This window comes from Massilia sp. CFBP 13721 (genome assembly GCF_014842025.1).
Lineage (GTDB): Bacteria > Pseudomonadota > Gammaproteobacteria > Burkholderiales > Burkholderiaceae_D > Telluria.
In genome coordinates this window covers 33,510-53,222 of sequence record NZ_JACYUY010000008.1, presented here as the reverse complement: position 1 = coordinate 53,222, position 19,713 = coordinate 33,510, and the positions used below count along the sequence as shown (strand labels likewise).

Sequence of the window (19,713 nt, the reverse complement as noted above, 5' to 3'; positions counted from 1 at the left end):
AGTTCGACTGATCAGCGAGGGCGTAATGAGTGAGCAAATAGCAAGGGACAAGGTGGTAGCGAAGGCGCGCAGTTGGCTGTCGAGCCGCAAGGCGAAGGCGGCGGCCACCGGCCAAGAGCGCGAGCGTGCGCAGTCGCGTCACCGCCAGGACGGCAACGAACTGGCCGAGGCGGTCGAGAAACTGGAGAAGGGCTGGGCAAAGAGCGGCGCACCGCCACCCGGCCAGAGCGGGTCGACGTAGGAATCACCCAGGCGGCGGGGCGCGCCGTCACCAATACAACCACAACAGGGAGCTTTGAGATGGTCAACGCAACAGCCGCCGTAGCGCAACAGGAAGCAGTCGAGCAATACGACCCGAACGTGCTGATCGACACGCTGCTGTCGACGCTGAAGCTGAAGAACGACGCAGCCCTGTCGCGCGCCCTGGAAGTGGCGCCGCCGGTGATCAGCAAGATCCGCCACCGCCATCTGCCAGTGGGCGCCTCGATGCTGATCCGGATGCACGAGGAGAGCGGCATGTCGATCAAGGAGCTGCGCGCCCTGATGGGTGATCGGCGCGATTTCTTCCGCATCTCCGATCGCCGTCCCGCAAGCCCGGCGGGCGCGTAATCGGCTCCCCACCGATACCACGATAACCCGGCGCAGGTCAGCAAGACTGCGCCACGTCAGGAAAGGAGAAGAGGTGAATCAAGAGCAGGACGAGCACCCAGCGCCGATTGAGCCCGGCCACGTGATGTGCAGGAAGAAGTTCGAAAAGATGCTCGAAGAGCAAAAGCAGAAATAACAAAGCCCCGGTTGCAGCCAGGGCTTCTTGAAACTAGAACAACAGGAGAACGCATGTTACCACAGCAAAATCCGCCGGCGTCGCACGCCGGTGAAGATCAGTCTTCGCCCGACGTCTTCGCGACCCGCGAGGCCCACTGGGAAAACGTACTCGTCGGCCTGTTCGGCGCCGCCAACACTCTGGCCAACACCTACCTGAAGGACGAGCGCGACAACGCCCTCGAGTGCATCGATGCAGACCACCACAAGGCGGTCATCAACCTGTTCAACCACCTGGCGCGCGCCAACGCCCTGGGCCTGGGCCTGGCCGGCGCCACGCAGCTGGCCGTCACCGGCCAGGTCAAGGTCGACATCTGGTCCGTCATCATCGAACCCTTCTCGGCCACCTCGCTGGAAGACCTGATCACGCATAACGACTGGCTGCGCCCGGGTGACTTCGTCTACCGCGCGGAAACCGTGCACCGCCACAAGCTGACGGAGGCGGACTTCACTGCAGCTGCGGCGCCGGCCAAGATTGGCACTCGCATCCAGGCTGCGCCTGTCAAGCGTGCCGATGATGGCTCGTGGGTACATCCGGACCTCCCGAATTTCGATGGGGACGGAGAGGCCTATCGCCGCTGGGCGGCTGACCAGAAGTTGGAAACCGCCCATAAGATGCTGGAATGGGATCCTGCTCACCCGTTGCATGATGCATGGTTCGAGCGCGGCGAAACGGACTTGTCCACCTGGGAGCCGACGCCGCCGACTGGCGAGGGCTGGTTTACGTTGTACGTCGTCGATACTGAAGATGGTCCTGAATGGGCATGGGCTCGCCACCACGCATTGGTGCCAGCATGACCCGCGCCCGCAACATCACTCCCCGCCAGACCGCCGCGCGCGCCGAGCGCCTGCGCACCTTGGTAACCGCGCTGCTGGCCGGAGACCTGGAGCGCTCCGAAATCGGCGAAGTGCTGCAGCTGGGCCCATCCGGCGTGCGCAAATACCTCGCCGAGCTGGGCGCTAAGATCGAGATCGCGCGCCGCGTCGACGCCACCGAAAAGTTCGAAGGCTTCCCGGTCTACCGCCTGGCGATCACCGTCGACGAAGCGCGGGCATACCTGGCCAGCCTGGCGGGCGACCTGCCATCGCGGCCGGCCAAGCAATCGATGTCGGCCCTGATGGTCGCCGCGCGCGACCCGCGCCGCCACTTCCACATCCTCGAAGACGACGTGCACTACATGGTGCGCCTGAGCCGCACGCCGCCGATGCGCGATCCGCTGGTGGCTGCTTTCTTCGGCGCCGGCCGTCATGAGGTGTGGGCATGAAGCCCAACTACTACAACGAAATCGACAAATATGCGGCCGAATGGCTGGTCGAGCTGATCGCGGCCGGGCACATCGCGCCGGGCGTGGTCGACACCAGGAGCATTGAGGATGTACACCCCGCCGACCTGCAGGACTTCGCCCAATGCCACTTCTTCGCCGGCATCGGTGTCTGGTCGCTCGCGCTTCGTCGCGCCGGCTGGCCAGATGATCGACCTGTTTGGACCGGTTCCTGCCCTTGCCAACCTTTCAGCGCGGCAGGCCAAGGAGCTGGGTTTGCTGACGAGCGGCACCTGTGGCCAGCCTTCTATCACCTCATCAAGCAGCACGATGAATGGTGCCGCGCACAAAAGCGCCGCCCTCCAGTCATCCTTGGAGAGCAGGTTGCGAGCAAAGACGCAGATCCTTGGATCGACCTTGTACACGCTGACCTGGAAGCCCTGGGTTACGCCTTCGGGGCGGTCCCGTTTCCGTCTGCGGGCGTCGGTGCGCCGCACATCCGAGACCGGCTCTATTGGGTGGCCAACGCCGGCGGCGAGCGACGGGGACGGAGGCAAGGGGCCACGCACGGGCGTCTCGATGACAGGACGCATGCCGGACGGTTCCAAGGTAACGATGGGGCTGTCGGCGACGGTGAAGCTGGCATTGTCCGGCTGGCCGACACCGATGGCGGGAACGCCAGCGCAGAACGGCAACAACGCAGCGGGGAACAACGACAGCAGCCGGAAGACGGTAGCGTTATCAGCCTGGCCGACGCCTCGCGCAGCGGACGGCGAGAAGAACGTGCGGACGGCGGAGGGCGCGGCATCGGAGATTGCCAGGAAGGGATCACCTCAGGATCTATCGATGGCGGCAGCGATCTGCGGCCCGGCCCGACTAACGGCTACTGGCGCGATGCTGACTGGCTCGGATGCCGGGATGGAAAGTGGCGGCCAGTTGAACCCGGCACATTCCCGCTGGCTCATGGGGCTGCCAGCCGAGTGGGACGCCTGCGCGCCTACGGCAACGCGATCAACGCCGAGGCGGCGCGCGTCTTCATCGAAGCCGTAATGGAGGCAGCATGATCTCGATCCCAGCACACATTCGCGCCGCACTCGCGCCATTGACCGCCCTGGTCGACCTGGTGCGCACCGCACCCGGCTGCAGCGGCGACTGCTCCGGTGGCCGCCGGCCATGCAACTGCCGCCCGGCGCCTGCGCGCGCCACCGCGGCACCCGTCGCTCAAAGCCTGCCGCGCTGCATCTCGTGCGGCCGGCTCCAGGGCGAACCTCACGCCGGTGGCTGCTGGGTCGCCCGCTTCACTATTCGGAGGGCTCAATAATGGGCGCCCATACCAAAACCCGCGTGCCGCCAGCTGGCTGCTTCGCATTTCTCGCAGGCGAATACCTGTACAAAGTCGGCGCTGCGCCGGAAGGCGAATTGTTCCTCGAAGTGCGCCCCGACCTGGGCGTCGACCAGCGCGCGGAAATGCTGCAGGGTGCGCTCCGCTCTGGCTGGATGGTCGTTACGAAGGCTGGGCACTTTGCGTGCAGCGCCGACGCGCGCGCCTATTACGACAAGCTGGCCGGCGTGGTGCACGACGTGTACATCGGCCAGGTCGCAGCACCCCGCGACGGGCTGGGCGCCCTCAATCGCCCACCGCTGCGCAAGGCGTACATGCCGAACTCGCGCGGCATCCGTGAGATCGATCCGAGGTTCCAGCGTCCGGCTGGGTTTGGCTTCAAGACTGCCGGCGGAGGTGAGGGATGAAAGAGCGCCCAATCCTTTTCAGCGCGCCGATGGTGCGCGCGCTGCTCGACGGCAGCAAGACGCAGACGCGGCGCGTGGTGAAGCAGTTGGATCCCGCTGAAGGTGTGTGCGTAACCCAAGCCGACGGCAAGCCACTCAATGGCTGCTGCTGGCGGTATGGCAGCCCCGTGATCTACTGCCCGTACGGCCAGCCTGGCGATCGCCTGTGGGTGCGCGAGACTTGGCTGGAAGACCCGGAGGACGATGGCACCTGGCATTACACGCAGTACATGGGCTGCAAAGGCTCGCCGCTGTCGGAAATCCCGCGCAAGTTTCAGAAGCCGGAGCACTGCATCTTCCGCGCCGACTGGACCGGTTCCGACTTGGTGTGGCGCCCGAGCATTCACATGCCCCGCTGGGCCAGCCGCATCCTGCTGGAGGTGGTGTCGGTGCGCGTCGAGCGGCTGCAAGACTGCAGCGAATCGGATGCGATCGCCGAAGGCGCAGTGCATATCCGCAGCCAGGCATGGGACCGCGAGCACTTTCCAGCCTGGCGCTTCCTATTCGACGAAGCTGTCTCGGCCGGCGCGAAGCCTCCAATCGGGCCATCGCCAGTGCAGGCATACCAGGCGCTGTGGGAAAGCATCAACGGCGCCGGCAGCTGGGACGCCAACCCATGGGTGTGGGTGGTCGAGTTCAAGCGGGTGGCACCATGACGCCCGCCGACAACAAAGAGCGGAAGCGCGCACAGGCCGCGGCCCAGGTCAAGGAGTTCGTCGAGATGGCGAATGAAAACTGGCCTATGCGCTGCGAGCTGATCCGCTACCGCGCCCGGGAAGTGCATCAGCAATTCGTGGAACTACAAAAAGCAGGGTTCACCGATGCCCAGGCAATCGAGCTTTGCTGGAGGCAGTTGTGATGCGCACCTCGACCCTCAAGCCCGGTAAGCCTCTCAAGCAGGGCAAGCCCCTCCAGCGCAAAACGCCGATGAGCAGCTCAAGCACGAAGACCCTGGCGGCCGGCGCCGGCCTGCTGCGCGTCCACGCGGTCCAGGCAAAGGCCCGCGCACGCGACCCGAAGCCGACCAAGCTGCCAAAGCCGATGAAGTCGCGCGGCATGAAGGGCCGCCCGCCCACTGCCGCCGAAGCGCGCTTCATGGATTCGATTGCCGCACTGGGCTGCATCGCCTGCAAGAAGGACGGCCGCACCAACCCGGCGGTGAGCATCCACCACATCGACGGGCGAACGAAGCCGGGCGCGCACTTCCTGGTGCTTCCACTTTGCAGCGCGCACCACCAGCAGGACGACACCGACCCGCGCGGCCGGATCAGCCTGCACGGGCGCAAGGCGACGTTCCAGGCGCGGTATGGCACCGAGCGAGAGCTGCTGGCCGAGTGCGTGGCCCTCATCGAAATTAACCAGCGCGCGCCGGCGGATGCCCGCGCGACCACTGAAGAAATGACGGAGTACTGACCATGGGTGCATTTTGCGTTTTTGGAATCAGCCTGACTGTGTGCCGCGCCGCAGCGGCGAAAAAGACTTCCACTCAGGCCGACGGCCGCAACCTGACGCCGGTGGAGTGGGCTGCGCGCCGTGATGCGCTGGCGGATCAAATGTTCAACCAGGGGGGGCGACGCGTGAAGATCAGCCCTGAACTCGACACGCCGCATTTTTGCATCGACTGGATCGCCGCCGACCCCGGCCATGTGCGCGACACGGTGCTGATGGTGCGTGGCCCGAAGCGGGACAAGGAAGGCAATCCGGTGATCAAGAACGGCGCGCCCGCTGAGACCTGGCTGCCGTACGAGGACGAGTGCAAGCGCCTCAAGATCCCGGTGGCCGTGTCGATGGCGGTTGCAGCATGACACGCGCCCACGATCCATGCGCCATGTGCGCCCGCTTCATCATCAGTGGCCACGAGCAGCAGGCCGCCGAGGGTCGCGGCTGGTGCTTGGGCTACGAGCGATACGTGCGCGCTGACGCGCCGCCGACGGTGCTGTTCAAGCCGGCGCCGGCCGGGCAGACGCGCGAGCGCCGCGCGTTCCTGGAGCAGCACGCCGACGCGAAGAAAGAAATGGAAACAGTATGAAAAAGCCACGCAATAGAAAGTACCGCCCGAAATACGTCGCCCGCAACGTCCTGACCACCGTATTCGGCGGCATGAGCGGCGACCACATCGAGCACCTGCGCCTGATCCAGATCCGCAGCCACAAGGCCTTGGCCGAAATGACCCAGGGCGCCGGCACGCGGGAGGGCTGGGACCTGCTGGTCGGCGCGATCAACATGGCCAACGTCATGTGCGAGCAGGGCATCGGCAACGCGTTCCGCGCGCAGACCATCGCCGCGCGCGACGCGCTGCTGGAGGTGGGCAAGCGCATCGTCAAACTCGATCGCGTCATCCTGAAGGGCGACGAACTCAACGCGATCCGCGCCGGCCTGGAGTGTCACGACGCCCAGCTGGAGAACGTGCGCGCCATCGACGTCGAGCGCGCGTGCCAGGAGGTCGACCGGCGGGTGCGCCACCACATCAACTCGACCAGCGTCGTGCGCGAGCTGGCACGGGAGGCGGCATGAGGGGTTCGGTAAAACGCCTCGCGCGTAATGCCGACGGCCGCGACATCATTGTGGGCGATGTGCACGGCTGCTTCACCAAGCTGCAGTACGCGCTACAGGCGATCGGCTTCAGCCCAGAGGCAGGGGATCGCCTCATCATGGTGGGCGACCTGGTTGATCGCGGGCCTGAATCGGCGTGGGTGGTCGAATGGCTTGGGCAGCCGTGGGTGCATGCTGTCCAGGGCAACCACGAGGACATGGCGATCCGCTGGCCCGATGGGAATATGGAATGGGGCAATTACGCAGCCAATGGCGGCTCATGGATGATCGCCCTTGACCGCGAGACTCAACTGGAGGTCGCCGCCACCCTCGCCGCGCTACCGATCGCCATCGAACTGGAGACGGAGCAGGGCCTGGTGGGCGTGGTCCACGCGGAGTGCCCGACGCCGGTCTGGCGAGACTTCACCGCCATGCTGGAGAGCCTTACCTTATCCGGCAAAAGGCGCCGTGCGCTGCTCGAATGTGCGCAGTGGTCGAGAGTTCGCGTCGAAATGGGCGACACCGACCCGGTCGAGGGCGTGCGCGCTGTGGTTGTGGGGCACACGCCGATGCTGAAGTCGATCACCCTCGGTAACACGATCTACATCGACACCATGGGCTGGCGGACGGGCACCTTCACGCTGCTCGACGCGTCGACCCTTTGCCCGGCGGGGGCGGTATGACCCTACTTGATCAAAAGCCGGTTGATCATGTCCTGCAGCTGAAGCCTGGCGTCGGCATGGTAGACCGCGGCGCGCCGCACGTCGTCGATGTGGTCGGTATCGACCATCAGCGGCTTGTCGCTCGAGTATTTGAACCGGTCGCCGTCAGCACGGAGTTCGGCCACGCCCCGCACGAAGTAGCAATCCGGGTCGCCCGGCTTCCAGTCCTCGGGATTGTCGGGCGCCGCCACCGTTCGAATGTCCCAGTCGAGGTGTGTGCTTTCGGTCGACAGCTTCATTGTGGCTCCGGCAAAAACGTAAATCGTAGCACGACGCCGTGCTTGGCTTCGGCCGGCGCCCGCCGCCTCTACCGGGATGCCGCTTGACGCGGCGCCAATAGAAAGAAAGGAAACGAAAATGGGAAGCATTCTGACATTGCAAGGCAGCCCTGCCGCTGGCCTGGCGCCGTTCCACTTTGACGGCCGCGAGATTCGCGTGATCACCGGCGACGACGGCGAGCCGCTGTTCGTCGGCCGTGACGTCTGCGACGCCCTCGGCTATGCCAACGCCGCCGACGCAATTAACCGGCACTGCAGGGGTATCGCGAAACGCTACCCCCTTCAAACCTCGGGCGGCGTGCAGGAGGTGCGCGTGCTGGCCGAACCCGATGTGCTGCGCCTGATCGTAAATTGCGCACTGCCGGCGGCCCAGCAGTTCGAGCGCCTCGTGTTCGAAGAGATTCTGCCGACGATTCGCCGAACTGGCTCGTACTCGCTCGCGCCGGCGCCGGCCATTCCGCAGACCTTCGCCCAGGCGCTGCGCCTGGCTGCCGACCAGCAGGATGTGATTGCCGCCCAGGCCGCGCAACTGGAAGCCGCTGCGCCGGCCGTGGAGTTCGTGGAGCGCTACGCCGACTCGACTGGCACGAAAGGGTTTCGCGAAGTAGCCAAGCTGCTGGGCGCCAACGAAAACCGGTTCCGGGAGTTTCTGATTGAGCAGAAGATCTGGTACCGGTTGGGGCGCGCGCTCACGCCGCACGCGCAGCACATCGACGCCGGCCGTTTTTGCGTCAAGGCCGGTACCGCCCAAACGAACGGTCATGCCTACAACGCCGCACGCTTTACGCCGAAGGGGATCACCTGGGTGGCCGGCGAGTGGGCAAAGTGGCAGCTGAAGAAAAAGCAGGAGCAAGCAGCGGAGGTCGCCCATGCTTAGCCGCGAAGCCCTGCGCCAGGCTGCGCATTCGGTGCCGGCCGTGCTGGTCGACTCGACGCAGTTGCTCGAGCTGCTGGATGCTGTCGACCAGGTCAAGACGAAAACGAAAGCAGCAAAATCCGCGCGCGAAACCAATCCCGATGATGAGCGGTGTGCGCGCTGGCTGTTCGGCGTGCTGGTCAGCGCCGCGCCGCAGTCGAGGGAGCCGAATTACACGACCTGGGCCAACGACGTTCGGCTCATGCGCGAGCGCGACGGCCGGACGCACCGCCAGATCTGCGAGCTCTTTCAGTGGGCGCACTCGGATCGGTTCTGGACCCGGAATATTCACTGCCCGAAGACCCTGCGCGACAAGTGGGGGCGCCTGGCGCAGCAGCGTGACGGGACCGTTGCATCCGTCTTGCGCACCGTGCCCGCCTTGGGCAAGGCTGGCGCCGCAACCGCGCAGAACGCCGCGCGCTGGCTTGAGGAGCACGGCAATGCAGCCTAACGACCGTCCACGCTTCCTCACGCTGCTCACGGGGATAGCAGATTATTACAGCAAAGAGATATCGACCGGCACCATCGGCCTGTATTGGGAAGGCCTGCGCCAGTATGACGTGGAGGCGGTCGAGCGCGCGCTCTGGCAGCACACGCAAAATCCGGACAGCGGCCAGTTCATGCCGAAGATCGCCGACGTCACGCGGGTGCTGCAGGGCCGGACCGAAGATCAAGCGCAGTTGGCCTGGTCGAAGGTCGATCGCGCGGTGCGCCAGGTCGGCATCTGGACGGACGTCGCCTTCGATGATCCGATCATCCACCGGGTGCTGCTCGACATGGGTGGCTGGGTGCGCACCTGCTCGCACGACGATGACGGCTGGCCGTTCGTGGCGAAGGAGTTCATCAACCGGTACCGCGGTTTCCGAATCTCCGGCCAGATTCCTGAATACCCACGATACCTGCTGGGGACCGCGAGCACCCACAACACGGCCGAAGGGCTGGCGAAACCGTGCGTGCGGCTGATCGGCAATGCGGAGGTCGCGCGCCAGGTCATCGCCAGCGGGCGTGCTCTTGAAACGCCGCTGCTGGGCGGTGACGCGAAGGGTGCCGCGCCGGCCGCGCCGCTGGTGATAGCCGCATGACCTGGCAGGAGATCTGCGCCCGGTGCAAGCACTTCACCACCATCGGCTACCCGGAGCACAAAGCACGCGGGGAAGGGCGGTGCACCGGGTACGACGGCACCAGCTACGAATTGAAGAATCCGTTCGTGGCCTGGGACCACCAGACCTGCGTGCACTTCTTCTGGGCCAGCCCGATGGCGCCGCGCACTGCCTGGATCGAGAGGCAGCAGGCAAAACAGAAAAACGACGAAGCATAAACCGAAACGAAAGGATGATATGAACGATTCCCACGAGATGCTGACGTTCCACCCGCTGGCTGACGCAAAGCTGACGAACCCGAAAGACCTGGTCGGCGTGCGCAAGGCGCCAATGTCGACCGTGCCCGCGACGGTGCTGGCCGAGATCGGCGTGGCCATGCTGGAGGGTGCGAGCAAGTACGGCCGCCACAACTACCGCGCGGTGGGTGTGCGCGGCTCCGTCTACTACGACGGTGTGATGCGGCACCTGATGGCCTGGTGGGAGGGTGAGGACATCGACGCCGATTCGGGCATGTCGCATGTGACGAAGGCGATCACCTCGCTGGTCGTGCTGCGCGACGCCATGATGCAGGGGAAGTTCACCGACGACCGGCCGCCACGCGCGCTGCCGTTCTACCCGGCCCTGAATGCCGGCGCCGCCAACATCATCGACCGATACGCGGACCGTCAGCCGGTCCACTACACCATCAACTTCACCGGGCTGCCAGCATGATGCAAACTCGACTCGGCTCGCTGATCGAGGCGATCATCAACGTCATCATCGGCTTCGCGATCAACTTCACGGCCAACATGTTCATCTTCCCGCTGTTCGGGTTTCACATCACGCCAGGCGCGAACCTGGCCCTGGGTGCGATATACACGGTGATTAGCGTGGCGCGCTCGTACTGCGTGCGCCGCTGGTTCAATGCAAAGCTGCAGCGCATGGCCAGCGCGGTGGCCGCAACGATCGAGGCGCGCCAGTGAAGAAGGGTCTTCAGGCACTCGGGCGCCTCAAGACGGGCGCGATGAACAAGACCGAGCAGGCCTACGCCGCCACGCTGGAGCTGCGGCGCCACGCTGGCGAGGTGGCCTGGTTCAAGTTCGAGGGGATCAAGCTGCGCCTGGCTGACAACACGTTCTACAGCCCGGACTTCGCGGTCATGCTCGCCGACGGCCAACTGGAGATGCACGAAGTGAAGGGATACTGGCTCGACGACGCGCGCGCGAAGATCAAGATTGCCGCCGACCTGTACCCGATGCGCTTCATCGCGATCCAGGCGAAGCCAAAGAAAGATGGCGGTGGCTGGGCGCTGGAGGAATTCTGACCAGCCGCACTACTGGGATAGGGTCACATCATGCGCTATCCCGCGCGCGCTCATCTCCTGCATGTAAAAAGATACGAATTGCGCCCGGTCCGTTTCGTCGAGCGTGGTCATAAATGCGCGCACGTGGCGGCCATGCGTAGATATGGATTCGCTTAGGTCACCACGGACAGCGGCAAGCGCGAAAAGGTGCGCGCTGTATTCTTCCACCAAGCGCCGCACTCTGCTGCGGTCGATCGTGGAGTTGGGCTGGGTGAGGGCGCCTTGCATGCTATTCCTTCGCGTCACGCTGCTGCACGTGCCAGCTGCTCAAGTTTGGCGTGCCACGGTTCAGTTATCTCGCGGACCGCCCGGTCGTTTGCCATGATCTGCTTGAGCAGCTCGATCTTACGCAAGCGCTGCGCACCCTCCAGGGCGGACACTCCGCCGGCGGCCGCACTAAGCTGGGCGCCGCACTGCTCGCGCAGGGATTCCAGGGTGTCCAGATCGCGCGCGTTTGCAGCCGAAACCATCTTGCTTGTGATGGTCGCTATGCTTTCGTACATAGCCAGAAGGTCTTGTGGTTTCATGGTCATGCACCAGGTATAGGTGATCAGCAGGATCCAGAACGCATAGAGTGCGCGAATGGCGTAACGCCGTATGAGGAGAAATCTCATGTTATGGGGCGACTTTCTCGAAGCCTTGCACTCGATCAATGTTCGCTTTGGTGCTTCTAGTTCGATACAAACTGGTGCCGGCCACGCATGGTGAAAGCGCCGAATGGCTGCCATGCTGCCGGCTGTCGGGGTTGTTTCGCCGAGGACACTTTCCGACTAGCCCTTTATTTCCACCGAACCAAGTAATAGATCCAACTGCAGGACCGTGAAGCCAGTGTATTTCTAGCCGGAAATCGAGTCTTGCGAGAGGTCACAGAATGCATCCTTGGCGATTGACCTTTTTGCATTGGTGCAAAATAGCGACAAAATTTAATTCAGGAAAAGTTCGGGCAGGGCAATAAAAATCAGGAGGCATGATAAGCTTTGCGAATCTTTACGGAGGGCAAAACCATGACCATGACCGCAACGCTCGGCACAATCTTTTCCCCACAACTGCGCCGAGCCCCGCGAGAGCAGGGAGTGGCGCAGCCGGCCTTTCAGAAGCCAGACCCGTACGCCCAGCTGATGGCCTGCTGGTCCGATTACATGCGCGTGGACGACCGGGACCTGGGCTCGCGCGGCATGAAGCTGGCCAGCGATGCAGTCGACGAGCGCGACGTCCATGCACAGCAGCGCGCGGCGGACCTCAAGCTGGGCGAGGTCGTCAACGCCATGGTCGACAGCCTCTGCATCCAACACCGCTGGGCGATCTACAAGAGCCAGGGCATCGCGTCGGCCTGGCGTTTCCAGAATGCTCGCTACGAAGACGTGCTGACGGATGCGCGCGACGAGCTCGAAAAGAAATTGCGCAACAATGTTGCCACGCGGCTGCAATTCTCGTAAACTGCATGCATCGGGCGATTCTGCTCGTCCAAAGAAAAGCTCGAACCGTCAAACGTTCGGGCTTTTTGCGTTTACGGCCCACTTTGCAGATAGCTCTGGGGCTCGTTCGGTTCGCCTCGTTCGGGGCGACCAACCTACCGACGAGGTGACACATGAAGCGCTAACCGCACCTGCCGCTGGTCTTCACGTGAAAGCGCGACGAAACGCGCACGGGGTCACAGTTGCCTGATGAGTGCCGGAGCACCCGCCCGGCGATACTCAAGAGACGGCACCAAAATCACACTCGAATACGACCTGGCACCGGCCAGACCAGACGGGCGCTACCCAAGCGCGCCACGTCGCCGGACGCTGTAACCGGCAAGAATACCGAAGCGCAGCGCATTGGCACCGCTGCTTGTACCTGCACCTCTGTGGAATACCCTGCCTGATGGGAGCTTCGCGCCTCACCGACGTAATCGGTGACCACACGCATGCATGCTCGGAGTGGGGCGGCTACGCGGATCTTAAGTGATCAACGACAGTCGAGCATGCAGCCGTGTGGTCAAGCGCACTGCGTAGGGTTGGGAGATCCCGGCCGCCACAAATTGTCTCCTCCAGTCTCTCGGCTGGACTTCGCCGCCGTAGCGCTCTCGCTGCTGGCGGCTTTTTTATTTCTGAGGTGTCTATGTCGCTCGCCATCCCAAAGACCGCCACGCTGGTCCTGTCCGTTTCGGCGCGCCTGACCGACGACCAGCGCGCCATGATTGTTGCGCAGGCTCGCATGGAGCTTCCGCCAAATGTGGGTGTCCTCGTTCTGGATGGTCAATTTGCCGCCCGTGTAATCGAGTCGGCATCGTGAGCGAAGGCATCGGCGGCGCATGAGCATCGAGTCCGAGGTCAAATGGCTGCGCTTCATGGTGCAGATCAACCGCGAGCAGTCGATCATCGACCTGACTGCCGAGAAGGGTAAGGCGCCGTGATGGCGATCACCGCAAACGAGATCGGCAAGGATCTGATCGAAGCGCTGGGCCTGCCCAAGCTGACGAAATCCTTCACGCTGCATGCTCGCACTGGCGAATTCGTTCGTGTCCAATGCGAGTACTACCCTCAGGATGGCAAGGCAATCACCACTGCCCTGATGGTCTATGACCTCGTGCCGCGCTTCAGACCGGCGCCCGCGCCGCGCGCAATCCACTTCGACGCCTGGATGGGCCAGCGCACTGCCGCTGCTCACGCCGAGTTCATGGAGCGCACGTCGCGCCAGCTGCGCTGCGACTGGTCGCCACTGGCGCGCGCCATCGACGCCTACCTCAACAGGACCAGTGCATGACTCCCCTCGCCGAGATGTACCGGGACGAGATCGTCCGCGCCGTCGTGCCGAACCGCCCGGCCATGCTGCACCACGTGCACCAGCCTACCGTGCTGGCCGATCACTGCGAGCTGCTCGCCGACTGCTACGAGGCTAAGCGCCTGCTGCGCGCCAACGGGCACGGCAAGCCTGGCATGAGTGTGCTGGAGCTGGTGCAGCTGCTGCTGCTGGGTGCACCGGCGCCGGCCAGGCCTGCACGCCGACGCCGGCGGAAAGGGAAAAGCTGATGGCCCAGACCACGAGCGAGATCACGGCGGAAGTCACGGTGACGTGGCGCTGGTGGCTCAAGCACTACCTGATCGGCGTCGCCATCATGGGCTGGCTCACCGGCCGCAAGCCCGACCGGAAGCGCATGCGCTACTGGGTCGACAAGGGCATCAAGACCGAGGTGCGCTGATGGTCAGGCTCAACACCCTGAAGCCACGCCTCCAGGCCGCCACGAACACACGGCTTGCCCCGGCGCCGACCGCGATGGTCGAGCGGAAGCGGGGCAGCGCCGGCGTGCGCGACCGCGAACGGATCCGCCTGCGTGACTGCGGCCTGTGCCAGGCATGCGCGGTGAAGGGAATAACGGCGGTTGGCATTGATGTCGACCATAAGATTCCGCTCTGGGCTGGCGGTAGTGACCACGAGTCCAATAAGTGGTTACTTTGCACTACATGCCATAACGAGAAATCCGCAGCTGAGGCCAAGCGGCGTGCGACAGGCGAACTGATCAAGTAGGTAAAATTGAAGCAGCAAGGCCGATATGTGCGCTAACACAGATCGGCCTCTAATCAACTGGAATACGCGGGTATCACAGTGACTGCTTTCAATTCCACCTCACATGCCGTCTGCGCATGCGGGAATGGCATCTCGTCATTTTTTAAGTCTGGCAAGCCGCACAAGGCATGCCAGGCCTGCGCGGACGTTCGCAGATCGCGCAAGGAGAAGGATCGATCGAACCAAATCTGCAAGCACTGTGCATTGAGGTTTTCTAACAATCGGTTAGCGGTGTATTGCTCGGCTAAGTGCAGCCAACTCGCGCAGCGTCGAAAGCGAAATATCCCGATGGAGCAGCACCTCGCGGCCATTCGGCAGGAGAGGTGCTGGTTCGTCTGCGAACATTGTGGCAAGGATTCGCATCGCCGACTAAGCGGAACGAGCACGAGCCCTAATCGCTTTTGCTCCATGAAGTGCAGGTGCGATTGGGCAGTGGCCAAGAGGCCAGCGGCTACAAGCCCAAGCGCTAAAGAATGCCAGGTTTGCGCCGCTTCCTTCGTCCCAACAAGGTCGAGCAGGGAGCGGTGCTCTAGGGCTTGCGATCTTGCTCATGCCAGGGTAAAAGCGCTTGAAGCTGCACTGGAAAAGCATCGTGCTGAAGCTAGGCAGATAGCGTGTGAGGAATGCCAGTGCGAGTTCTGCCCGCTCTATGGATTAGGCAGCACTACACTCTGCGCGCCCTGCGCGGAGCAACGGTCTCGAGCCCAAAAACGAGCCAATAGGCTCAAGAGAAAGGCCGTGCAGCGTGGGGCAACAGCCGAGCCTGTCGACCCATTCAAGGTATTTGATCGCGATGGCTGGCGTTGCAAGTTGTGTGGCGTGAGGACGCCGAAAGAGAAGCGCGGCACATACGATGATCGTGCGCCCGAGCTTGATCACATCATTCCACTCTCGGTGGGCGGTGAGCACTCCTACCGCAACACTCAATGCGCTTGCAGGAAATGCAATGCGGAAAAGTCCGATCGGCCTCTTGGGCAATTGCTGCTGATCGGCTAGGCCCTTGGTGGAGGTTGGTCGATGGCTTGCGCCCATGCAACGACCCCCACCCCCCCATAAAAAGTCCAGAAGGCAAGAGGCCCTGGACACCGCTATGTCTCCCATTCGCGGAAAAAATCTCCCTTGGAGGAAATTGTTAATGGCTTTAACAGGCAAAAAGCGAGCCTTCGCCGATGCCGTTTTGGCCGGGTTCTCGAATAAGGAAGCGGCGATTCGTGCCGGCTACAGCGAAGCAACAGCATCAGCGGCCGGCTCTCGACTTGTTAAAGACAAGGATGTTAAAGCCCGGCTTGACCAAGCTCACCAGGGAACCTCAGACGCGACCTCAAAGAGGACGCTGCCGACCGGCCCGGATCCGGCCGACGTCATCGAAATCCCGCACACGGCCGACCCGATCGAGTTCCTCACCACGGTGATGAACGAGCCGGCGGCGGACCTGCGGTACCGCATGGATGCGGCCAAGGCCATGCTGCCTTTTAAGCACAAGAAGCTGGGTGAGGGCGGCAAAAAAGATCAAAAGCAGGACGCCGCCAAACAGGCTGGCGCCGGAAGATTCTCCGCCACCGCACCACCAAAGCTTGTCGCTGCCGGCGGAAAGAAGGTTTAAATGCCGGATTGGACAACTGCTTGCCCTGATTGGGCGGCGCGACTTCGCGCGGGCGAGACAATCATCCCGCCGCCGATTTTTCCGGAGCAGGCTGAGCATGCGCTCGCCATCTTCAAGGAACTCAAGATCGTTGATGCGCCGGGTAGCCCGACCTTCGGCGAGTCGTGTGCCGAATGGGTATTCGACCTGGTGCGCTGCATCTTCGGCGCTTACGACGCCGAGAGTGGACGTCGCCTGATTGTTGAATTCTTCGTGCTACTGCCGAAAAAGAACTCGAAGTCGACGGTAGCCGCCGGGATCATGTTGACCGCATTGATTCTGAACTGGCGGCAGTCGGCGGAGTTCTCGGTGTTGGCCCCGACCGTCGAGGTGGCAAACAACGCATACACGCCAGCGCGCGACATGGTCCAGAAGGACGATGAGCTCGACGCGCTGATGCACGTGCAGTCGCACGAGAAGAAAATCACGCACCGGGAGAGCAACTCAATCCTCAAGGTGTTGGCAGCCGATCAGAACACGGTCGGCGGCAAGAAGTCGGTCGGCACCCTGGTCGACGAGCTACACCTGTTCGGCAAGATGTCGAGCGCCGAAAACATGTTCCGTGAGGCGCTGGGCGGCTTGGCATCGCGGCCGGAGGGATTTGTCATCTGGCTGACAACGCAGTCTGATGAGCCACCAGCGGGTGTGTTTAAGCAGAAGCTCGAGTACGCACGTAAGGTGCGCGACGGCGAGATCGTCGACCCGGCCTTCGTCCCGATCATCTTCGAGCACCCTCTCGACATGGTCGAGTCGGGCGAATGCCTGCTGCTCGAAAACATGGCGATGGTCAATCCGAACATCGGGTTTTCAGTCGACCGCGCGTTCCTTGAGCGCGAATTCACGAAAGCAGAGCAAGCCGGCCCCGAGTCGTTCCGCGGCTTCATGGCGAAGCACGCGAACGTCGAAATCGGCATGAATCTGCGCTCCGATCGCTGGGCTGGCGCCGATTTCTGGATGCAACAGGGCGTACTCGACCGCACGTTTTCGCTATCCGACCTGATTGAGCGATCCGAGGTGGTCACGATGGGTGGTGACGGCGGCGGCCTGGACGACTTGCTGGGGCAATACGCAATCGGCCGCTGCAAGGAAACCCGGCGGTGGCTCGGCTGGGCACATGCCTGGGCGCACCCCTCGGTGCTGGAGCGCCGCAAGGAGATCGCGCCGCGCCTGCAGGACTTCGCGCGCGATGGTCACCTGACACTGGTCGAGCACATCGGCCAGGACATCGACCACTTTGCCGCGAACGTCGCCATGGTCCACGAGGCTGGTGTACTGGACAAGCTCGGCCTGGATCCTCAAGGCATTGGCGCCATTCTCGACGCACTCGAGATGAGTGGCGTCCCAACGGACAAGATCGTCGGCGTTACACAGGGTTGGAAGCTGACCAGCCCGATCAAGACCGCTGAGCGCAAGTTGGCCGAGGGCCTATTCGTGCATAGCGGCCAACCGCTCATGGCCTGGTGCGTCAGCAACGCCAAGATCGTGCCGAGCGCGAATGCGGTGCTGATCACGAAACAAGCCTCGGGCACCGGAAAGATCGACCCGCTGATGGCGATGCTGAACGCGGTCTACCTCATGTCGCTCAATCCCGTCGCATCGTCGGGCGAAATTACTCAGGGCTTCGTCGTCCTGTAAGGAATCACATGGAAATATTCGATGCTCTGGCCGCCACCGAGCACTGGCGACAGGCATCGCCCGAGCCGGCGCAGCCGCAAGTCTCAAACCAGACGCAATACAGCCCGGAGGTGATGGAGTCCTTCGGCGTTGCTCCGTCCGGAATGACCGTGTCGGCCACTTCGGCCATGCGCGTCTCCGCGGTAGCCGCCTGCGTGGCCAAGATCGCCGGCGGGATTATCAGCTGCCCGATCCACGAGTATTCGCTGGATGGCGGTGAGATCCCGGCGCGGATGCCGCGCAACGACCTGTGGTACTTGCTCAACGAGCAGCCCAGCCCGATGTACACCGCAGCCTCGATGTGGGAAGGCGTCAGCATGTCGCAGACGCTGCGCGGCGATGCCTTCGCACTGCTGCGCTGGCGCATGAACGGCACGCTGCGCGAGATCCTGCCGCTGCCTTGGGGCTGCGTTTCGCCGATTCGCACGCCGGGCGAGGGTGTCCGCTACTACGTGAACCTGCCGTCCCACGGGATTTCGACCTGGTTCGATCCGTCCGACATCCTGCACTTCCCGGGCCTGAACTTCGACGACTCGACCATGCGGTCGATGTCCTGCATTCAGGCGGGCGCGCGTACGGCGATCGGCAACGCGCTGGCGATGGACGAATACAGCGGCAAGTTCTTCGAAGGCGGCGCGCACCCGTCGATGATCCTCCAGGCTGGCGCGAAGATGAGCCCGGACCAGATCACCCAACTGCAGGCGGCGTTCGTCAATCGGTACTCCGGCCTGGCGAATGCACACAAACTGCCGCTGGTGCTGACCGAGGGGCTGACAGCAAAAGAGCTGAGCCTTTCCGCCGAAGACGCGCAGCTGCTTGAAGCTCGCAAGTTCCAGGTAATGGACATCGCCCGGGCCTTCGGCGTGCCCGGCTTCATGATCAACGAGAGCACCGGCTCCACCAGCTGGGGCAGCGGCTTGGAGCAGATGGGCCGCGGCTTCGTGCGCGACACGCTCAATACCTGGCTGCGCAAGATCGAGCAGGAACTCAACCGCAAGCTATACCCGCGCAACACAGGGCGGTTTGTCGAGTTCTACCGCGATGCCCTGTACGAAACCGACCTGAAGGCGATGGGCGAGTACTTCCGCTCCGCACTGGGCGGACCTGGTGCTGGCGACGGCTGGATGAGTCAGGACGAAGTCCGGCGCCGGCTGCGCATGCCGCCGACCGCCGGCGGCAGCGAGGTCTACCGCGCGCCGCGTGACGGCGCCGCGGCAACAGCAAAATCGAACAACTCGCAAGACGACAAGGCAGCTGAATGAACCCATTTTTCCAACTCTGCCTCGACAACGCGGCAACCGCCATCGTTGCCGGGAAGCGCGCCGTCCTCGTGACGAATTCAGCCGGCCAAACGATCTTCGTCCGAGGTGTGATCGCACCCGGGTATGAGGCCAACGCAGCGGACATCGTCGCCGCGATCGATCAGGCCGACCCGACCAAGGATCTCCACTTCCATTTCAACACGCCTGGCGGCAGTGTCTTCGAAGGCAAGGAAATCGCCGCAGCGATCCGCAACTTCCCTGGCAGGACCATCGCCAACATCGTCAGCATGTGCGCCAGCGCTGGGACGAGCATCGCGGTCGCCTGCAGCGAGGTCGTCATGCAAAAAGGCGCCTTCTTCATGATCCACAACGCGCAGGGCGCAGCTTTCGGCGACAAGACCGCACTGCGCGACACCGCCGATCTGATGGAGAAGGTCGAGCTGTCGATCGTGGACGACTACACCACCAAGACCGGGAAGCCGGCCGAGGAGGTGATCGCCATGATGGAAGCCGAGACCTGGATGACGGCAGCCGAAGCGCTCGAGCACGGCTTCATCGACAGCATCGCAGGCGAAGGCGGCGTTTCGAACGCATGGAACTTGTCGGCCTATTCCAGGGCTCCAGCAGTGCTCGCCGCTGCACCGGCTCCGGTCGAGCCAGCGGTCACGCCTGCTGCGCCAGCCGTCGCGACGCCCAACGCTGAGGTCGCTCTGGTGCCCGTTGCGGCGCCGGCCCCTATCGCCAATTCGATGGCTCAGGCGAACCGAAACCGCCTCGCACTGATTCAAGCAACCTCGTAACGCTTCTCGCGCTACACCCGCCGAGGC

The 19,713-nt window shown here is 63.3% G+C and carries 34 protein-coding genes; 31 read left to right on the top strand and 3 right to left on the bottom strand.

Annotated elements, in window-relative coordinates; all coding sequences use genetic code 11:
* The first annotated feature begins 25 nt into the window (after positions 1-25).
* The 13 genes from IFT60_RS09865 (at position 26) to IFT60_RS09805 (ending at position 7,087) form a co-directional block, all read left to right on the top strand.
* Positions 26-241: a hypothetical protein gene (locus tag IFT60_RS09865; RefSeq protein ID WP_192051797.1), complete on the top strand. Its 216-nt coding sequence runs from the start codon at positions 26-28 to the stop codon at positions 239-241.
* A gap of 59 nt (positions 242-300) precedes the next feature.
* Complete coding sequence (locus tag IFT60_RS09860; RefSeq protein WP_192051796.1) at positions 301-609, top strand: hypothetical protein; 309 nt, start codon at positions 301-303, stop codon at positions 607-609.
* 228 nt (positions 610-837) lie between these two features.
* Positions 838-1,620 (top strand): hypothetical protein, encoded by a 783-nt coding sequence (locus tag IFT60_RS09855; RefSeq protein ID WP_192051795.1) that lies wholly within the window; start codon positions 838-840, stop codon positions 1,618-1,620.
* Positions 1,617-2,087 carry a hypothetical protein gene (locus IFT60_RS09850; RefSeq protein ID WP_192051794.1) on the top strand — a complete coding sequence of 157 codons (471 nt, stop codon included), beginning with the start codon at positions 1,617-1,619 and terminating at the stop codon, positions 2,085-2,087. The genes IFT60_RS09855 and IFT60_RS09850 overlap by 4 nt, the downstream gene beginning before the upstream one ends.
* Positions 2,084-3,148 carry a DNA cytosine methyltransferase gene (locus IFT60_RS09845; RefSeq protein WP_192051793.1) on the top strand — a complete coding sequence of 355 codons (1,065 nt, stop codon included), beginning with the start codon at positions 2,084-2,086 and terminating at the stop codon, positions 3,146-3,148. The genes IFT60_RS09850 and IFT60_RS09845 overlap by 4 nt, the downstream gene beginning before the upstream one ends.
* Before the next feature lie 256 nt (positions 3,149-3,404).
* Positions 3,405-3,833 (top strand): hypothetical protein, encoded by a 429-nt coding sequence (locus IFT60_RS09840; protein WP_192051792.1) that lies wholly within the window; start codon positions 3,405-3,407, stop codon positions 3,831-3,833.
* A complete protein-coding gene (locus tag IFT60_RS09835) occupies positions 3,830-4,528 on the top strand; it encodes a hypothetical protein (RefSeq protein ID WP_192051791.1) in 699 nt (232 codons plus the stop codon). Before IFT60_RS09840 ends, IFT60_RS09835 begins: the two co-directional genes overlap by 4 nt.
* Entirely contained in the window at positions 4,525-4,731 is a 207-nt protein-coding gene (locus IFT60_RS09830; RefSeq protein ID WP_192051790.1) for a hypothetical protein, read from the top strand. The genes IFT60_RS09835 and IFT60_RS09830 overlap by 4 nt, the downstream gene beginning before the upstream one ends.
* Positions 4,731-5,285, top strand: coding sequence for a Ref family recombination enhancement nuclease (locus IFT60_RS09825; protein WP_197986667.1), 555 nt, complete (start codon positions 4,731-4,733; stop codon positions 5,283-5,285). The genes IFT60_RS09830 and IFT60_RS09825 overlap by 1 nt, the downstream gene beginning before the upstream one ends.
* A 2-nt stretch (positions 5,286-5,287) precedes the next feature.
* Positions 5,288-5,677 (top strand): hypothetical protein, encoded by a 390-nt coding sequence (locus tag IFT60_RS09820; protein ID WP_192051789.1) that lies wholly within the window; start codon positions 5,288-5,290, stop codon positions 5,675-5,677.
* Positions 5,674-5,901: a hypothetical protein gene (locus IFT60_RS09815; protein ID WP_192051788.1), complete on the top strand. Its 228-nt coding sequence runs from the start codon at positions 5,674-5,676 to the stop codon at positions 5,899-5,901. The genes IFT60_RS09820 and IFT60_RS09815 overlap by 4 nt, the downstream gene beginning before the upstream one ends.
* Complete coding sequence (locus IFT60_RS09810; protein WP_192051787.1) at positions 5,898-6,386, top strand: hypothetical protein; 489 nt, start codon at positions 5,898-5,900, stop codon at positions 6,384-6,386. Before IFT60_RS09815 ends, IFT60_RS09810 begins: the two co-directional genes overlap by 4 nt.
* A complete protein-coding gene (locus IFT60_RS09805; RefSeq protein WP_192051786.1) occupies positions 6,383-7,087 on the top strand; it encodes a metallophosphoesterase in 705 nt (234 codons plus the stop codon). The genes IFT60_RS09810 and IFT60_RS09805 overlap by 4 nt, the downstream gene beginning before the upstream one ends.
* Positions 7,088-7,089: 2 nt before the next feature.
* On the opposite strand, the gene IFT60_RS09800 is transcribed toward IFT60_RS09805, so the two are convergent.
* The gene (locus IFT60_RS09800) at positions 7,090-7,365 is read right to left on the bottom strand and encodes a hypothetical protein (RefSeq protein ID WP_192051785.1); all 276 of its coding nucleotides are present in this window, start codon (positions 7,363-7,365) and stop codon (positions 7,090-7,092) included.
* Between the two features lie 118 nt (positions 7,366-7,483).
* On the opposite strand from IFT60_RS09800, the gene IFT60_RS09795 reads away from it, so the two are divergent.
* From IFT60_RS09795 to IFT60_RS09765, 7 genes are read left to right on the top strand one after another with little or no spacing between them, the layout of a single operon-like run.
* Positions 7,484-8,281, top strand: coding sequence for a phage antirepressor KilAC domain-containing protein (locus tag IFT60_RS09795; RefSeq protein WP_229510775.1), 798 nt, complete (start codon positions 7,484-7,486; stop codon positions 8,279-8,281).
* Positions 8,274-8,771, top strand: a complete 498-nt coding sequence (locus tag IFT60_RS09790) for a phage replication protein O (RefSeq protein ID WP_192051784.1) — start codon at positions 8,274-8,276, stop codon at positions 8,769-8,771. Before IFT60_RS09795 ends, IFT60_RS09790 begins: the two co-directional genes overlap by 8 nt.
* Positions 8,761-9,402 (top strand): DUF6475 domain-containing protein, encoded by a 642-nt coding sequence (locus IFT60_RS09785; protein WP_192051783.1) that lies wholly within the window; start codon positions 8,761-8,763, stop codon positions 9,400-9,402. The genes IFT60_RS09790 and IFT60_RS09785 overlap by 11 nt, the downstream gene beginning before the upstream one ends.
* Positions 9,399-9,638 carry a hypothetical protein gene (locus tag IFT60_RS09780; RefSeq protein WP_192051782.1) on the top strand — a complete coding sequence of 80 codons (240 nt, stop codon included), beginning with the start codon at positions 9,399-9,401 and terminating at the stop codon, positions 9,636-9,638. Before IFT60_RS09785 ends, IFT60_RS09780 begins: the two co-directional genes overlap by 4 nt.
* Before the next feature lie 19 nt (positions 9,639-9,657).
* Positions 9,658-10,131 carry a dATP/dGTP diphosphohydrolase domain-containing protein gene (locus IFT60_RS09775; RefSeq protein ID WP_192051781.1) on the top strand — a complete coding sequence of 158 codons (474 nt, stop codon included), beginning with the start codon at positions 9,658-9,660 and terminating at the stop codon, positions 10,129-10,131.
* A complete protein-coding gene (locus IFT60_RS09770) occupies positions 10,128-10,382 on the top strand; it encodes a DUF7220 family protein (protein ID WP_192051780.1) in 255 nt (84 codons plus the stop codon). Before IFT60_RS09775 ends, IFT60_RS09770 begins: the two co-directional genes overlap by 4 nt.
* A complete protein-coding gene (locus tag IFT60_RS09765) occupies positions 10,379-10,723 on the top strand; it encodes a DUF1064 domain-containing protein (protein WP_192051779.1) in 345 nt (114 codons plus the stop codon). The genes IFT60_RS09770 and IFT60_RS09765 overlap by 4 nt, the downstream gene beginning before the upstream one ends.
* Positions 10,724-10,732: 9 nt before the next feature.
* On the opposite strand, the gene IFT60_RS09760 is transcribed toward IFT60_RS09765, so the two are convergent.
* Positions 10,733-10,990, bottom strand: coding sequence for a hypothetical protein (locus IFT60_RS09760; protein WP_192051778.1), 258 nt, complete (start codon positions 10,988-10,990; stop codon positions 10,733-10,735).
* Between the two features lie 14 nt (positions 10,991-11,004).
* Positions 11,005-11,376: a flagellar protein FliT gene (gene fliT / locus IFT60_RS09755; RefSeq protein WP_229510774.1), complete on the bottom strand. Its 372-nt coding sequence runs from the start codon at positions 11,374-11,376 to the stop codon at positions 11,005-11,007.
* A 390-nt stretch (positions 11,377-11,766) separates the two neighbouring features.
* Here fliT and IFT60_RS09750 point away from each other — a divergent pair, with 390 nt between their 5' ends.
* The 11 genes from IFT60_RS09750 to IFT60_RS09700 all read left to right on the top strand — a co-directional run bounded on the left by IFT60_RS09750 (position 11,767) and on the right by IFT60_RS09700 (position 19,686).
* Entirely contained in the window at positions 11,767-12,198 is a 432-nt protein-coding gene (locus tag IFT60_RS09750) for a hypothetical protein (RefSeq protein ID WP_192051777.1), read from the top strand.
* Between the two features lie 664 nt (positions 12,199-12,862).
* Entirely contained in the window at positions 12,863-13,036 is a 174-nt protein-coding gene (locus IFT60_RS09745) for a hypothetical protein (protein WP_192051776.1), read from the top strand.
* Positions 13,037-13,156: 120 nt separating this feature from the next.
* Entirely contained in the window at positions 13,157-13,507 is a 351-nt protein-coding gene (locus IFT60_RS09740) for a hypothetical protein (protein WP_192051775.1), read from the top strand.
* A complete protein-coding gene (locus IFT60_RS09735; RefSeq protein ID WP_192051774.1) occupies positions 13,504-13,773 on the top strand; it encodes a hypothetical protein in 270 nt (89 codons plus the stop codon). Before IFT60_RS09740 ends, IFT60_RS09735 begins: the two co-directional genes overlap by 4 nt.
* Positions 13,773-13,943, top strand: a complete 171-nt coding sequence (locus IFT60_RS09730; protein ID WP_192051773.1) for a hypothetical protein — start codon at positions 13,773-13,775, stop codon at positions 13,941-13,943. The genes IFT60_RS09735 and IFT60_RS09730 overlap by 1 nt, the downstream gene beginning before the upstream one ends.
* Complete coding sequence (locus IFT60_RS27050) at positions 13,943-14,269, top strand: HNH endonuclease (protein ID WP_192051772.1); 327 nt, start codon at positions 13,943-13,945, stop codon at positions 14,267-14,269. Before IFT60_RS09730 ends, IFT60_RS27050 begins: the two co-directional genes overlap by 1 nt.
* 327 nt (positions 14,270-14,596) lie before the next feature.
* Entirely contained in the window at positions 14,597-15,304 is a 708-nt protein-coding gene (locus IFT60_RS27045; RefSeq protein WP_192051771.1) for an HNH endonuclease, read from the top strand.
* A gap of 139 nt (positions 15,305-15,443) precedes the next feature.
* Entirely contained in the window at positions 15,444-15,911 is a 468-nt protein-coding gene (locus IFT60_RS09715; protein WP_192051770.1) for a terminase small subunit, read from the top strand.
* The gene (locus IFT60_RS09710; RefSeq protein WP_192051769.1) at positions 15,912-17,585 is read left to right on the top strand and encodes a terminase large subunit; all 1,674 of its coding nucleotides are present in this window, start codon (positions 15,912-15,914) and stop codon (positions 17,583-17,585) included.
* A gap of 8 nt (positions 17,586-17,593) precedes the next feature.
* A complete protein-coding gene (locus tag IFT60_RS09705; protein ID WP_192051768.1) occupies positions 17,594-18,886 on the top strand; it encodes a phage portal protein in 1,293 nt (430 codons plus the stop codon).
* A complete protein-coding gene (locus IFT60_RS09700; protein ID WP_192051767.1) occupies positions 18,883-19,686 on the top strand; it encodes a head maturation protease, ClpP-related in 804 nt (267 codons plus the stop codon). The genes IFT60_RS09705 and IFT60_RS09700 overlap by 4 nt, the downstream gene beginning before the upstream one ends.
* The last annotated feature ends 27 nt before the right edge of the window (positions 19,687-19,713 follow it).